The organism is Qaidamihabitans albus (assembly GCF_016464705.1).
GTDB lineage: Bacteria > Actinomycetota > Actinomycetes > Mycobacteriales > Pseudonocardiaceae > Qaidamihabitans > Qaidamihabitans albus.
Window position 1 is genome coordinate 32424 of sequence record NZ_JAEHOB010000002.1, and the last position, 14374, is coordinate 46797.

At 71.1% G+C, this 14374-nt stretch carries 8 protein-coding genes; all 8 read right to left on the bottom strand.

From position 1 onward, the window contains the following. Window positions 1–11 precede the first annotated feature (11 nt). Entirely contained in the window at window positions 12–647 is a 636-nt protein-coding gene (locus JAP66_RS03380) for a DUF8010 domain-containing protein (protein WP_199430084.1), read from the bottom strand. After that, window positions 640–1095: an acyl-CoA thioesterase gene (locus JAP66_RS03385; protein WP_199430085.1), complete on the bottom strand. Its 456-nt coding sequence runs from the start codon at window positions 1093–1095 to the stop codon at window positions 640–642. Before JAP66_RS03385 ends, JAP66_RS03380 begins: the two co-directional genes overlap by 8 nt. Continuing rightward, window positions 1095–6068 carry an NAD-glutamate dehydrogenase gene (locus tag JAP66_RS03390; RefSeq protein ID WP_199430086.1) on the bottom strand — a complete coding sequence of 1658 codons (4974 nt, stop codon included), beginning with the start codon at window positions 6066–6068 and terminating at the stop codon, window positions 1095–1097. Before JAP66_RS03390 ends, JAP66_RS03385 begins: the two co-directional genes overlap by 1 nt. 205 nt (window positions 6069–6273) lie before the next feature. Further along, a complete protein-coding gene (locus JAP66_RS03395) occupies window positions 6274–8484 on the bottom strand; it encodes a hypothetical protein (protein ID WP_372448935.1) in 2211 nt (736 codons plus the stop codon). A gap of 83 nt (window positions 8485–8567) precedes the next feature. Next, window positions 8568–10244, bottom strand: coding sequence for an energy-dependent translational throttle protein EttA (gene ettA / locus JAP66_RS03400; protein ID WP_199430087.1), 1677 nt, complete (start codon window positions 10242–10244; stop codon window positions 8568–8570). Window positions 10245–10361: 117 nt separating this feature from the next. Then, window positions 10362–10838 carry a single-stranded DNA-binding protein gene (locus JAP66_RS03405; protein ID WP_199430088.1) on the bottom strand — a complete coding sequence of 159 codons (477 nt, stop codon included), beginning with the start codon at window positions 10836–10838 and terminating at the stop codon, window positions 10362–10364. A 268-nt stretch (window positions 10839–11106) separates the two neighbouring features. Next, window positions 11107–13131, bottom strand: coding sequence for a bifunctional copper resistance protein CopD/cytochrome c oxidase assembly protein (locus JAP66_RS03410; protein WP_372448936.1), 2025 nt, complete (start codon window positions 13129–13131; stop codon window positions 11107–11109). Between the two features lie 35 nt (window positions 13132–13166). Next, on the bottom strand, window positions 13167–14363 hold the full coding sequence (locus tag JAP66_RS03415; protein WP_199430089.1) for an MFS transporter: 1197 nt from the start codon (window positions 14361–14363) through the stop codon (window positions 13167–13169). Window positions 14364–14374: the final 11 nt, after the last annotated feature.

Below are 14374 nucleotides of genomic sequence, written 5' to 3' on the forward strand. Positions count from 1 at the left end.
CGGATCCAGCGCTACAGCAGCAGCGGCAGGAGAGCGTGCCGCCTGCGCAGCACCGCCCCGTACCTCGCGTCCAGGCGCATCCACGAGTCGCTCGCCGTCACGCGTACCACGTCACCGGACAGCGACGCGTCCACGAACCCCATGCCGGACAGGGCGAACAGGCACCGCATCGGCACCTTGATCTCCAGCTCGCCGTTGCTCACCGTGAGCACCGTCTGGTCCATCAGCGAGGCGGGCGGTGTGCCCTGCGGGCCGACGTTCTCCCTCGCCAGCTCCACGCCGCGATCGGCCAGCTCGGCGACCACCGACACCGGCAGCTCGTCGACCGGCCGCCAGTGACCGGCGGCGGGCAGGTCGGAGCGCCACAGGAGGTCACGGGCGGGACCGGGATCCATCCGCTCACCCGGCGTGACGGTGAGAGCGGCCAGCAGCTCGCTGCCGGAAACGGTGACGTCGGCAGGCGTCACCTCACCGGCGACCGCCCTGGTCACCAGCACGTCGAACGGGGTGGCCACCCACGCCTCCAGGATGCCCGGCGAGCGCATGCGCAGCCGGACGGCGGCCTGCGCGTCCATCCGGACGGCTCGCGCGATGAACGCGCCGAGCGTCTCCCGGTCGGCGGCATCGGGAATACGCAGCTCAGGCACCGTCGGCTCCTGCGCTGGGCAGGACCGTCGAAAGGAACTCGCGCTCCTGACCGGTCAACCGGCGCGGCCGTCCACGACGGACGTCGAAAGGCGCGAGCACCGTCCGCGCGGTCACCGCGACGTCGTCGTCCCCGGACGGTCCACTATGGACCGCGTAGTCGAGGGTGAACGACGCATGCCTGAGCTGGTCCAGCGTGATCACCACCCGGACGTCCTGGCCGTCCACGACGACCGGCGCACGGTAGTCGACGGTCAGGTGCACCACCACGATTCCCTTCGCGAAGTCGGCGAGGCCCGCCGCGGATGCCTTGTCGAACAGCAGCGGCACGCGCGCCTCTTCCAGCAACGTCACCATGTTCGCGTGGTTCACGTGCCCGAAGACGTCCATGTCCGACCAGCGCGGCCGCACCAGCGCCACGTACTCCTCCGGTGCCCGTTGTGCTCGCATCAGCGCACCGTGCTCCGGATCTGCCGCGCGGCGACGGACAACGTGGCGAGGTCGAGCCTGCCGGAGCGCTCGATCTCCAGCAGGGTCGAGCGCGCCCTGGCGAGGCGGGAGGAGTTGACCTGCTCCCATTTGGCGATCTTCTCGTCCGCGCCGTCCCCCGGGTCGCTCTGCCGCATCGCATCGAGGGTGATCGCCCGCAGCGAGGAGTAGAGGTCGTCCCGCAGCGCCAGCCGGGCGAGCGCGTGCCAGCGGTTGCCGCGTTCGAGCGCGTTGATCGACGTGAGCATGTTGTCGATGCCGAGATGGTCGGACATCGCGTAGTAGAGCTCGGCCGTCTCCACGGGGCTGCGCTCGGTGTCCAGGCCCACCTCCTGCTCGGCGAGCTCGGCGACCTCGGTGACGTCGAGCAGGCCGTAGCCGAACAGCAGCAACGCGATCCGGTCCGCCAGGTCGTCCGGCACCCCGGCGGCACGCAGGCGCTCGACATCCCCGCGCACGCTCTCGGCCTCCCGGCCCCGCAGCACCTCGCCCAGCTTCGGCAGGAGCTGGTCCACCGTCTCGCCGAACCGGTTGATCTCGGCACCCACGGCCAGCGGCTGCGGACGGTTGGTCAGGAACCACCGTGCGGCGCGGTCGAGCACGCGGCGGGTCTCCAGCACCATCCGGTCCGCCGTTTCGGTCGACACGACGTTGTCGAGCTCGGCGATGCTCTCCCACAGCGACGGCAACCCGTAGACGTTGGTGACCACCGCGTAGGCGCGCACCGCATCGGTCGCGGTCGCGTTCAGCTCCTCGGCCAGCCGGAACGCGAACGACACACCCGCGCCGTCGACGACCTCGTTGACCAGCAGGGTCGTCGTGATCTGACGGCGCAGCGGGTGCTGGCCGATCACGCCGCCGAAGCGTTCCCGCAGCGGCTGCGGAAAGTACTCCGGCAGCCTGCGCGCGAACACCTCGGCGTCCGGCAGCTCGCTGTCGAGCAGCTCCTCCTTGAGGTCGAGCTTGACATGGGCGAGCAGCGTCGCCAGCTCCGGCGACGTCAGCCCCTCGTCCGCCTTCTCCAGCTCCTGGAAACCGGCGTCGCTCGGCAGCGCCTCCAGCTCGCGGTCGAGCGCGCCCTTCTCCTCGAGAGCCGCGACCAGGCGCTGATGCACCGACAACATCGGCGCGGCGTGCGCCCTGCTGATGCCGAGCACGGCGTTCTGCCGGTAGTTGTCCGTCAGCACCAGCTCGCCGACCTCGCCGGTCATCTGCTCCAGCAACTCGTTGCGCTGCCCACGGTCCAGTTCACCGGCGGTGACCAGCTGGTCGAGCATGATCTTGATGTTGACTTCGTGGTCGGAGCAGTCGACGCCCGCGGAGTTGTCGAGCGCATCCGTGTTGATCTTGCCGCCGTTGCGGGCGAACTCGATGCGGCCACGCTGGGTCAGTCCGAGGTTGCCGCCCTCGCTCACGACCCGCAGGCGCAGCTGGCTGCCGTTGACCCGCACGGCGTCGTTGGCCTTGTCACCGACGTCGGCGTGGCTCTCCGACTCCGCCTTGACGTAGGTGCCGATCCCGCCGTTCCACAGCAGGTCCACGGGCGCGAGCAGAATCGCGTGCACCAGTTCGGCCGGCGACATCTTGCGCACGTCGTCGCCGAGGCCCAGCGCCTCCCGCACCTGCGCCGTGATCGGAATGTTCTTGGCACTGCGCGGGTAGATGCCGCCACCCTCGCTGATCAGCGAGCGGTCGTAGTCGTCCCACGACGAGCGGGGCAGGTCGAAAAGCCGCTTGCGCTCCTGGAAGGACGCCGCGGCGTCCGGGTCCGGGTCCAGGAAGACGTGCAGGTGGTTGAACGCCGCGACCAGGCGGATGTGCTCGGACAGCAGCATCCCGTTGCCGAAGACGTCGCCGCCCATGTCACCGATGCCGACGACGGTGAACTCCTCGTTCTGCGTGTCGAGGCCGAGCTCGCGGAAGTGCCGCCGCACGCTCTCCCACGCGCCCTTGGCGGTGATCCCCATCGCCTTGTGGTCGTAGCCGACCGAGCCGCCGGAGGCGAACGCGTCATCGAGCCAGAAGCCGTAGCTCGCCGAGACCTCGTTGGCGATGTCGGAGAACGACGCCGTGCCCTTGTCGGCGGCCACCACGAGGTAGTTGTCGTCAGCGTCGTAGCGCACGACGTCGCGCGCGGGCACGGTCCGGCCGTCGACGAGGTTGTCGGTGAGGTCGAGCAGCCCGGAGATGAACATGCGGTAGCACGCGATGCCCTCCGCCTGGTAGGCCTCCCGGTCACGCGCGGCGCTGCCCTGCGGTTCGGGCGGGCGCTTCACCACGAACCCGCCCTTGGCCCCGACCGGGACGATCACGGCGTTCTTCACCGCCTGTGCCTTCACCAGCCCGAGCACCTCGGTGCGGAAGTCCTCCCGCCGGTCCGACCAGCGCAGCCCGCCGCGGGCCACCGAGCCGAACCGCAGGTGCACCCCCTCCACGCGCGGCGAGTACACGAAGATCTCGAACGCGGGCCGGGGTTCCGGCAGGTCCGGAACGCGCTGTGGGTCCAGCTTGACCGCCAGGTACGGCCGCGGGCGGCCCTCGGCGTCGGTCACCGCGTAGTTCGTGCGCAGCGTTGCCACGATCGCCGACATCAGCCTGCGCAGGATCCGGTCCTCGTCGAGGCTGGTCACCGCGTCGACCCGGGTGTTGATGTCCTCGATCTGCGCGTCGACTTCGTGCTGCCGCTGGTCCGGTTCGCGGCCGAGATCGAAGCGGGTCTCGAACAGCCGCACCAGCGCCGTGGCGATGTCGGTGTGCGCGAGCACCGCGTTCTCGATGTAGGTCTGCGAGTACGGGCTGCCGGCCTGCCGGAGATAGCGCGAGTACGCGCGCAGCACGGCGGCCTGCCGCCAGGTGAGCCCCGCGCGCAGCACCAGGGCGTTGAACCAGTCGACCTCGCAGTCGCCGTGCCACGCGGCCGCGAACGCCTCCTGGAACCTGACCTGCAGGTCGCGCTCGGCCCGCTCGTCGATCTGCGCGAGCACGCGCTGGTCGACGCGCAGGCCGAAGTCGTAGATCCAGGACCGGGTACCGTCGTCGCGCTGCAGCTCGTACGGCCGTTCGTCGATGACCTCCACGCCCATGCACTGGAGCACCGGCAGCAGCTTCGAGAGGGTGACGCCCTCGCCGAGCAGGTAGAGCTTGAACCTGCGCTCCCCCACCGCCGCGTCCGGCGGCAGGTAGAACGTCATCTCCAGATCGCTCGCGTCGGTCAGCGACTCCAGCTTGCGCAGGTCGGCGAGCGCGACCTCGGCGGTGAAGTCCTCCTTGTAGGCCTCCGGGAACACGGCCGCGTACCGGTGGCCCAGCTCGGTCGCCGACTCCTCCCCGGCGAACGTCACCGCCTTGCCGGTGCCGGCACGTTCGCGGCGCTCGGCCAGGATCGCCTCGACCACGCGGTCGTCCCAGCTCCGCACCGCCTCGTTGAGCCGCTCCTGGATGCGCAGGGTGTCCGGCTCGATGGACCGGGACGGATCGGTGTACACGGTGAAGTGCACCTGGGCGAGGATCGTCTCGCCCAGCCGTGTGCTGTACTCGAGGTTCGTTCCCTCCAGCTCCTGCAGCAGCACCTCTTGCATGGCCAGCCGCGAGCGCGTGGTGTAGCGGTCACGGGGCAGGAACACCAGGCAGGAGTAGAACCGGCCGTAGGGGTCCTGGCGAAGGAACAACCGCAGCCTGCGCCGGTCGGCGAGGGTGATCGCGCCGGTCGCGGTGGCGTAGAGCGAGTCGGTGTCGGCCGAGAACAGGTCCGCCCGGGGCCAGTTCTGCAGCACCTCCAGCATTCGCTGGCCCGAGTACGACTCCATCGGGAAGCCCGCCCGGTGGATGACCTCGCGGACCCGGCGCTCGATCACCGGGATGTGCAGCACGTCCTCGTGCAGCGCGGAGGTGGTGAACATCCCGAGGAAGCGGTGCTCGCCGTCGACGTTGCCACGCTCGTCGAAGGTCTTGACGCCGACGTAGTACGGGTAGATCGGACGGTGCACAGTGGACGGTGCGCTCGCCTGGGTGAGTACGAGCAGCGTCGGCGCCAGTGCCTGCGCTCCGCTGTCCGGGCCTGCGACCAGGCTGCGCGCGGCCAGGCTGTCCTGCCGCAGCACCCCGAGGCCGGAGGCGAGCGCGGCACGCAGTGCGGGTTCGCCGGTCTCCGGGTCGGACACGAGCTCGTAGTGCCGGTAGCCGAGAAAGGTGAAGTGCCCCGCCGCGAGCCAGCGCAGCAGGTCGGCTCCCCCGCTGACCTCGTCCGCGGGCAGCGGTGGCGGGTCGGAGTCGAGCGAGGCCGCGATACCGCGCGCGGCCTCGATCATCTTGTCGGTGTCCTCGACGACCTCGCGTACGTCCCCGAGGACCGTGGCCAGCCTGTTGTCGAGGTCCCGCGCACGCTGCGGGTCGCTGATCGGGTCGATCTCGAGGTACATCCACGACTCGGCGGTGGCACCCGCGGGCGGAGCCGCGACGTCCGCGTCGGGATATACGTCCAGCAGGTTGCCCGTGACGTCGCGTGTCACGACGACGATGGGGTGCACGATCCGCTGCACCTGGACCCCGCCGCGGGACAGCTCCGAGGCCACCGAGTCGACGAGATAGGGCATGTCGTCGGTGACGAGCTGGACGACGGTGGACTCGCGCGTCCAGCCGTCCTCGGCGGTGGTCGGGTTGAGCAGTCGTACCACGGGCCTGCCGGGCACGCGCCGCTGCGCGAGCTGCACGTGTGAGCGCACCGCCCCGACCAGGTCGGCGGGATCGTCCCCGATGATCTCCTCGGCCGGGATGAGCCGGAAGTACAGGCGGATCAACTCACCGATGTCCGGTGCCTGTGCCGCGGCGGCGTCGATCAGCTCGTCCCGGACCTGCTCCGGGCTCGCCGACCGGCGTGCCGGACGGGCCTCTTCCGCACCCCCTGCCGACCGGGTCGGGGCTCCGGTCGAGCTCATGTCAGGCAACGCAACTCCCCACTCACTGGCCTTGACACCTCGATGTGCCTATCCGCGCTCACCCTACTGCGAGAGGCTGCAAAGTCCGTGCCGGGCCTCGGGACGTACCCGGCCGCGCGAACCGCTCCGCCGCCGGACGTTCCCGGAACCTGCGGTCGCTCCGGCCGGCGCGGGCGCACGCCGGCCGGAGCCGCGAGCCGGTTCGTCAGTCGTCGTTGTGGCGGCCGTTGATCCGCCGCGGCTCGTCGTCCCCGTGCCGGGTACCGAGCTGCTTCACCAGTGCCGCGGCGCTGGACGTGCCCGCCCGGTGCTCGGCCAGTGCGCGGGCGAGCAGTTCCGCCAGCCCCGCGCCCGGTGGTGGCTCGTCATCGGGCGGCTGTTCCTGTGCGTAGGAGTCCTGTGTGTAAGGGTCCTGTGTGTAGGAGTCCTGTGTGTAGGAGTCCTGTGTGTAGGAGTCCTGTGTGTAGGAGTCCTGTACGTAGGAGCCACCGCCGTTGGCCTGTTCCGCGGGCGCGCTCGCCGGCTCGGGCGACGAGTAGCCGGAGCCGAGATCGTCGAGCGGGGCCAGCGAGGGCGGCAGCCGTAGCCGGGGCAGCCAGCCGTAGTCGTCGTCGGCCTCGCGTTCGTCCTGCTTCGCGGCCGCGGGAGGCTCCTCGGTCCTCGGTGGCGGGCCGTCCGGAAGGTGCGTCCACGGTTGCGGTGTCTCGTCGCGCTCCGCCCGCTCGTCGCGCCCGGGCTGCTCGTCCCACGTCGTCCACTCGTCACGCCCCGCCCACCCGGCGCGCTCTGCCCGTTCGTACCGCTCCGACTGCTCCGGCTGACGCTCCGGCCGCTCGTCGCGCTCCGCCCGTTCCCGCTCACGCGGCGGCCGCGCGTCGTCGTCCACTGCTCGCCTGCGTCCACCGGCGCCGCCCGCCGAGATACCGAGCCGGTCGAGCACCGAGCGCGCGGCCACCGAGCCGTGCTCGGCGTCGTGCCGGGTGCGGGCCGAGGACACCGCCGACACCGAAGACACCGGTGCGGACTCCGCGGAGCGTGAGCGCCGCGCAGGCTGCTCGGTACGGTGCGCAGCCCGCTGCGGTTCGGCCACCGCCGCTTCCGTGTGTGCCGCGGGTGTGTGTTCGACGGGTTCGCCCCGGGCCTGCGCCTGCCCGGCCGGCTCGGCCGTCTCCGTCGAACCGAACCGGACGGCAGGCAGCACCACCGTCGGCGCCGGGTCGGGCCCCCGCGTGGGAGTCGCAGCGGTCGGAACGGGCGCGTGCGCGGTCGTGACCACGAACTCGGCGAGGTCGACCGGCGCCTGTTCCCCCGAGCCGAACTCGCCGATGAGCAGGGCGCGCGCCTGGCTGCGGGCACGTGCGTGCAGGTGTTCGGCGGCGCGGGCCTCGCGCAGACACTGGATCGCGTCCGGCAGCTCGCCGATGCGCTCCTCGACGTGGGCGAGCTCCAGCCAGAGCCGCGCGGCCAGCGCGTGCAGCTCGTGCCAGGCGGCGCTGTGGGCGGCGTCGCGGAGCATGTGCGCGGCCGCGTCCGCCGAGCCGGTCCGCAGGTGCACCCTGGTGGCGATGGCGAGCCGGAGCCACCCGGCCGGGGCCACGCTCGCCGCCCGCTCGGGTTGGGCCAGCACGGGCTGCGCGACCTCGACGGCCAGTTCCCCGTCGCCGCGATCGAGCAGCGCGCAGACCAGCTCCAGGACAAGGCGCACCCGGGCCAGCCCACCATCGGCGTCCTTGTCCTCGATGTGGTCGAGGAAGCCGATCCCCGTCCGCGCCGCGTCGGCGGCGCCGATGAGGTCACCGTGGCGCCTGCGATGCGCCGAGATTCCGACGCGGAGCAGTGCGCGGGCGAGCAGCCTGCGGTCACCACCCAGCGCGTCGTCGGCCGACACCAGCCGGTCACCCTCCATGAGCACCCGGTCGAGCTCGGGCTTGCGGCCCAGGGTGCCCAGGCAGCCGACAAGGTGGCACAGGGCGACCGCGCGCTGCGTCGCGGACAGCCCGGTGACCGTCAGTACGGGCCGCAGGGCCGCCAGCCCGGTGAGCGGTGCTCCGACGCTGCGCGCACACACCGCGAGGTCGGTACGCAGTTGCGCGGCCAGCTCCGGCCGGCCCGCGTCCTCCGCCGCGCGCAGCGCGGCCACCGCCCGGCCGACCGTGGGCGCCCGGTGGCCCAGCAGCACCCGCGCGTGCACCACGAGAGCCTCGGCCCGCACCCAAAGCTCGTGCGAGCCCGCGGCCTCGGCGAGTGACGCCGCCCGTTCCCCGAGCACGAGTGCGATCTCCGGGGCACGCAGGCCGAACCGGCCGGCCTGCTCGACGAGGTGCTCAACGGCCGCCAGGCTTCCCTCGGCGCCGCCGCGGACCGCGGGACTGCGGCCGTTGGCCACGCTTCGGCTGGTGTGCTTACTGGCTACCACGGGGGACTCCGCTCGGTTTTCGCTCCGGCGTGCTCGCTCAGTGCTCGCTCAGGCTTGCTGAGAACCTCTTCTCACGTACTCGGTCAGTCGCGGGTGAGTTTGCGGTGCGTCACCCGATGCGGACGAGCGGCGTCCGCGCCCAGCCGGTCAATCTTGTTCTTTTCGTAACCTTCGAAGTTGCCCTCGAACCAGAACCACTTTGCGGAGTTCTCGTCATCGCCTTCCCAGGCGAGGATGTGGGTCACCACCCGGTCCAGGAACCACCGGTCGTGCGAGATGACCACCGCGCAGCCGGGGAACTGTTCGAGCGCGTTCTCCAGCGAGCCGAGCGTCTCGACGTCCAGGTCGTTGGTCGGCTCGTCGAGCAGGATCAGGTTGCCGCCCTGCTTCAACGTCAACGCGAGGTTGAGCCTGTTCCGCTCACCACCCGACAGCACGCCCGCCGGCTTCTGCTGGTCGGGGCCCTTGAACCCGAACGCGCTCACGTAGGCACGCGAGGGCATCTCGGTCTGGCCGACGTTGATGTAGTCGAGGCCGTCGGACACGACCTGCCACACGGTCTTGTCCGGGTCGATGCCGGCCCGCGTCTGGTCCACGTAGGACAGCTTCACGGTGTCGCCGATCTTCACCGTCCCGGCGTCGGGCTCCTCCAGCCCGACGATCGTCTTGAACAGCGTCGTCTTACCGACACCGTTGGGACCGATGACGCCGACGATGCCGTTGCGCGGAAGCATGAACGAAAGGCCGTCGATCAGCAGCCGGTCCTCGAAACCCTTGCGCAGGTGTTCGACCTCCACGACCACGTTGCCCAGCCGCGGGCCCGGCGGGATCTGGATCTCCTCGAAGTCCAGCTTGCGGTTCTTCTCCGCCTCGGTGGCCATCTCCTCGTACCGGTCGAGGCGCGAGCGCGACTTGGTCTGCCTGGCCTTGGCGTTCGAGCGGACCCAGTCGAGCTCGTTCTTGAGCCGCTTGGCGAGCTTCGCGTCCTTCTTGCCCTGCACCTCCAGGCGCTCGCGCTTCTTCTCCAGGTAGGTCGAGTAGTTGCCCTCGTACCCGACGACGTGCCCGCGGTCCAGTTCCATGATCCATTGCGCCACGTTGTCCAGGAAGTACCTGTCGTGGGTCACCGCAAGGACGGCACCGGGGTAGCCGGCCAGGAACTGCTCCAGCCACAGCACGCTCTCCGCGTCCAGATGGTTGGTGGGCTCGTCGAGCAACAGCAGGTCGGGCTTCGACAGCAGCAGCTTGCACAGCGCAACCCGGCGGCGCTCACCACCGGAGAGATGAGCCACCTCCTCCTCTCCCGGTGGGCAGCGCAGCGCGTCCATCGCCTGCTCGAGCTGCGAGTCGAGCTCCCAGGCGTCGGCGTGGTCGAGGTCCTCCTGCAGCTTGCCCATCTCCTCCATGAGCTGGTCGCTGTAGTCGGTGGCGAGCTGCTCGGCGATCTCGTTGAAACGGTCGAGCTTGACCTTGATCTCGCCGACGCCCTCCTCGACGTTGCCGCGGACGGTCTTCTCGTCGTTCAGCGGCGGCTCCTGCAGGAGGATGCCGACACTGGCGCCCGGCTGCAGGAACGCCTCGCCGTTGCTCGGCTGGTCGAGCCCCGCCATGATCTTGAGGACGGTGGACTTCCCCGCCCCGTTCGGCCCCACGACGCCGATCTTCGCGCCCGGGTAGAAGGCGGTGCTGACATCGTCGAGAATGACCTTGTCCCCGACGGTCTTGCGCACCTTTTTCATGGTGTAGATGAACTCGGCCATGCCTGCGATCGTAGAGCGAGCTCCTGAGCGTCCCGACGGCGGTCACCGTCCGGCCACCCTGGGTATGCCGTCGTTCACTGCGTGATCACACCGGCACGGTGCGCAGCGTGGCCCACATCACGCCGCGGGCACCCGGTCCCGCTCGCCGGGCGTCACCTCCCCACCGAGACCCGTGTTCACCGGGCCGCCGCCGTCCCACCGCGCGGTGGAGCCCGCGCCGGAGGACTTGCGCGTGAGCCTGCGGACCGTCGCCGTGCACCACGACAGGTTCGGGCCGATCGCGAGAGCCTCCAGCTCGGAGACCACGCGCGGCTGCCCGTCGGATTCGAACCGGCTGGTATACAGCCGGCCGCTGACGATCACCGGGTCACCGTTCGACAGCGAAGCGCCCACCGTCGCGGCCATCCGGCGCCAGCACGTCACCCGGACCGAAAGACCCCGCCCGTCCCGCCACCGTTCGCTCTCCTTGTCGAAGCGCCGCTCGTTGCTCCGAACCCAGAAACTGACCACCTCGTCACCGTTCGCGACGGTGCGCTGCGACACGTCGCTGGACACGTTGCCGACCACCGTCACCAGGGTCTCGCCGATAGCCATCACGTTCACCTTTCCCGTTTCGTGTTCCGCCGTACTTCCTCGTCGGGCCTCGGTCTCAGCGTGCCGGGGCGAGGACGGGGACGGTGGGGTGGCGGGAAATCTGTGGACAACCGGCCACGATGTGCACAACGCGGCCGCGACGGCGCGCTGGTGGCCGGAATCGTCGGAGACCCGTGCTAACGCCCGCACTCGGGCAGGAACGTGCCATTCGCGGGCAGGAACGCAGGACTCGCGGGCACGAACGCGGGACTCGCGGCATCCTGGGCGGCTATTCGGGGCGGCGGGCGCCCTCCTGCTCAGCCATCTGCTTGAGCATCGCGTTGTAGGCGGCCAGCTCCTGATCGCCCGTCGCGTCTTCGCGGCGGTCGCGGCGCCGGGCCTCGCGCTCGTCGGTCCTGGCCCACTGCACCAGCAGCGCGACCATCACCATCAGCACCGGCAGCTCCCCTGACGCCCACGCGATCCCGCCGCCCAGCCGCTGGTCGGTCAGCAGGTTCTCGACCCACGGCAGCTGGAGGCCGCGGTAGAACGACTCGCCGATCACCGTCTGCATGTTCATCAGGATCACGCCGAAGAACGCGTGGAACGGTATGGAGGCGAAGATCAGCCCGAGGCGGCCGAGCGGAGGCAGCCGGCGCGGCGCCGGATCCACGCCGATCACCGGCCAGAAGAAGACGTATCCGGCCAGCAGGAAGTGCGCGTTCATCGCCAGATGTGCCCAGTGATAGTTCAGTGCGCTGTCGAACAGGCCCGAGTAGTAGAGCCCGTAGAACGACCCGACGAACAGGCACAGCGCCACGATCGGGTGGGTCAGCACCCGCGACACCGGCGAATGCACGAACGCGACCAGCCACTCGCGCGGCCCCGGTGGCGCCTGCCTGCCTGCGGCCGGCAACGCCCGCAGTGCCAGCGTCACCGGGCCGCCCAGGACGAAGAGCACGGGCGCCACCATCGACAGGAGCATGTGGTTGCCCATGTGCACGCTGAACATCGCCGGCGCGTAGCGGCCGAGCCCGGACGACGTGGCGATCAGCAGCACCAGACACGCCAGCAGCCAGGCGGCGGTCCGGCCCGCAGGCCACGCGTCACCGCGACGGCGCAGTCTCAGCACCGCCGCGACGTAGCCGGCGGCGAGCACGATCGCGGCCGTGCCGTACACCAGGTCGAACCGCCAGTCGGTCAGCAGCCGCAGCAGTGTCGGCGGCCCGTGCAGCACGTAGCCGATGAGCAGCTCGGTGTTGGAGGGCTCGGTGTAGATCTCCTGTGGCGGTGGCGTGCGGGACAGTGCCGTGGCGAGCCCGATCGTGACGAACATGACGAGCACCTCGACGCCGGCCAGCCGCAGGAGCTGCCCGCCGCCCGCGCCGTTGACGAGGTTGCGTACGCTGCGCTGCCGCTGCTGGTGACCGATGACCCCCAGGACGAGCAGCGCCACCACCTTGCCGAGGACGAGCAGGCCGTAGTCGGTGGTCAGCAGCCGTTCCGGCGACACCCGCACGATCGCGTTGAGCACGCCCGAAACGGCCATCACGATCCAGCAGACGAGCGCGATCCTGGAGAACCGGGTCGCCGCGAGCGTAAGGTGCGTACCGCGCCTCCGCCCCAGGGCGAGCAGCGCGATCAGCCCGCCGACCCAGAGCGCGGCGGCGATCAGGTGGTAGATCAGGCTGTTCGTGGCGATGTCGTGCGACCCACCGCTGGCGGAGTGCCCGGTCGCGGCGATCGGCAGCAGCCCGCCGACCGCGAGGAAGAACAGCGCCGTCGTCCAGCCCCACGACAGCACGAGTCGGCAGCCGAGCGCGAGCAGCAGCGCGATGAACGCCGTCAGCAGCCACGCCTTCGGTTGCTCGATCGCCTCGACGAAGTTGAGCAGTACGCGTGGTCGCAGTACCTCGGTGACCGGCCTGCCCGCGCCGTCGGCGGCGGTGAAGAACACCGAAGCCATGGCGAAGACGAACCACAGCCACGCCGCGACCCCCGCGGTGCGCACGGCGGCGTAGCCGTCGGCCGCGAGGGTGCCGGACCGCTGGGGCGGCACGAGGAAGGCCGCGAGCAGCAGCGAGCCGATGCAGAGGACCGCGGCGGAGTTGGCGGCGATGCGCACGACCGAGATGCCGTACCGGGTCACCGTCCCCGGGTCACTCAGGCCCGCGACGACGTAGGTGGCGCCACCGGTGAGCGCGGCCAGGGCCACAGCCACCAGCACGGCGAGCGGCACCGCGACGGACAGCAGCGGTGCCACGCCCGCCGGGCGGCGTGAGGTATCGGCCGGCACGGATTGTTCGGTGGGCACGGGTACGAGCGTAAGCCGATCGCGGCGATGGCCACTCAGCGGACCGCGCCCTCCGCGGGCCGGGCTCGCTCCCGCGCCATGGAACGGGCTGCGGCGATCGCGGCGGGCGCGATCGCGGCCGCGACCACGCCGACCACGACGAACGACACCGACAGCGAGGAGAGGTGGGCGATACCGCCGATCACCGGCGGTCCCGCGAGGAAGCCCGTGTAGGCGATCGCCGTGACGAACGCGACCTCCCGCTCGCCACCACCGCCGTCGGCCCGCCTGCCCGACTCCCCGGCCAGGCTGAGGGCGACCGGGAACGACGCCGCCAGCCCCGCACCGGCCAGGGCGAAACCGGCGTAGCTCACCGCGGGCGTCCCGGCCAGCGCGGCGGCCAGCAGCCCCGCTCCGGCGCACACCGCCCCGCCGCACAGGGTCGTGGTCGAGCCCAGCCGGGTCTGCAGCCACGAGCCGCCGAGCCGCGCGAAGGCCATCGCCAGCGCGAAGCCGGAGTAGGCCAGTGCGGCCGCCCCCTCGCCGGTGTGCTGTTCCGTCGTCAGCAGCAGCGCCGACCAGTCCGAGCTCGCACCCTCGGCGATGGCCGAGCACAGTGCGATGGCGGCCAGCAGCCACAGCACGGGGCGCCGCAAGGGAGCCCGCGTCCCGGCAGGCGTCACCCGGGACGTACCGGCCGCATGCGGTGCGATTCCCGGGAGGGCGCGTACGACGACGGCCAGTACGAGCACCCCGGCCACCGCGGCGACGGTGAAGTGGCGGGCGGGCGGCCAGCCACTTCCCGCGGCCAGCGCGGCGGCGGCCGAGCCCGCCAGCGCACCGAAGCTGAATCCGGCGTGGAAGATCGGCATCACCGGACGGCCCGCCTTGCGTTCGACCGCGACCCCGGCGATGTTCATCGACACGTCGAGGACTCCGGCCGACGCCCCCAGTGCGAACAGCGCCACGGCCAGCCACGGCAATGAGCCTGCCGCGCCGATCAGCGGCAGTGTCACGCACGCGGCGAGGGCGGAGGCCGCGATGACCGTGCGGGCACCCAGCCGCTCGACGATGCGCCCCGACACGGCCGCGGCGAGCAGCATGCCGACACTCGCGCCGAGCAGCGCCAGACCGAACGGCCCCGGCCCCACTCCGACGCGCTCACTCAGCGCAGGCGTCCGCGGCGCCCACGAGCCGAGCGAAGCACCGTTGAGCGCGAAGATCACGATCACTGCCCACCGCGGCGAGACCATCCCGCTCTCCT

What these genes read in the sequence shown, in the direction of transcription:
- JAP66_RS03390 (WP_199430086.1), bottom strand. Translation starts at nt 6,068, where the DNA reads ATGAGCTCGACCGGAGCCCCGACCCGGTCGGCAGGGGGTGCGGAAGAG.
- JAP66_RS03385 (WP_199430085.1), bottom strand. Translation starts at nt 1,095, where the DNA reads ATGCGAGCACAACGGGCACCGGAGGAGTACGTGGCGCTGGTGCGGCCG.
- JAP66_RS03415 (WP_199430089.1), bottom strand. Translation starts at nt 14,363, where the DNA reads ATGGTCTCGCCGCGGTGGGCAGTGATCGTGATCTTCGCGCTCAACGGT.
- ettA (WP_199430087.1), bottom strand. Translation starts at nt 10,244, where the DNA reads ATGGCCGAGTTCATCTACACCATGAAAAAGGTGCGCAAGACCGTCGGG.
- JAP66_RS03405 (WP_199430088.1), bottom strand. Translation starts at nt 10,838, where the DNA reads ATGGCTATCGGCGAGACCCTGGTGACGGTGGTCGGCAACGTGTCCAGC.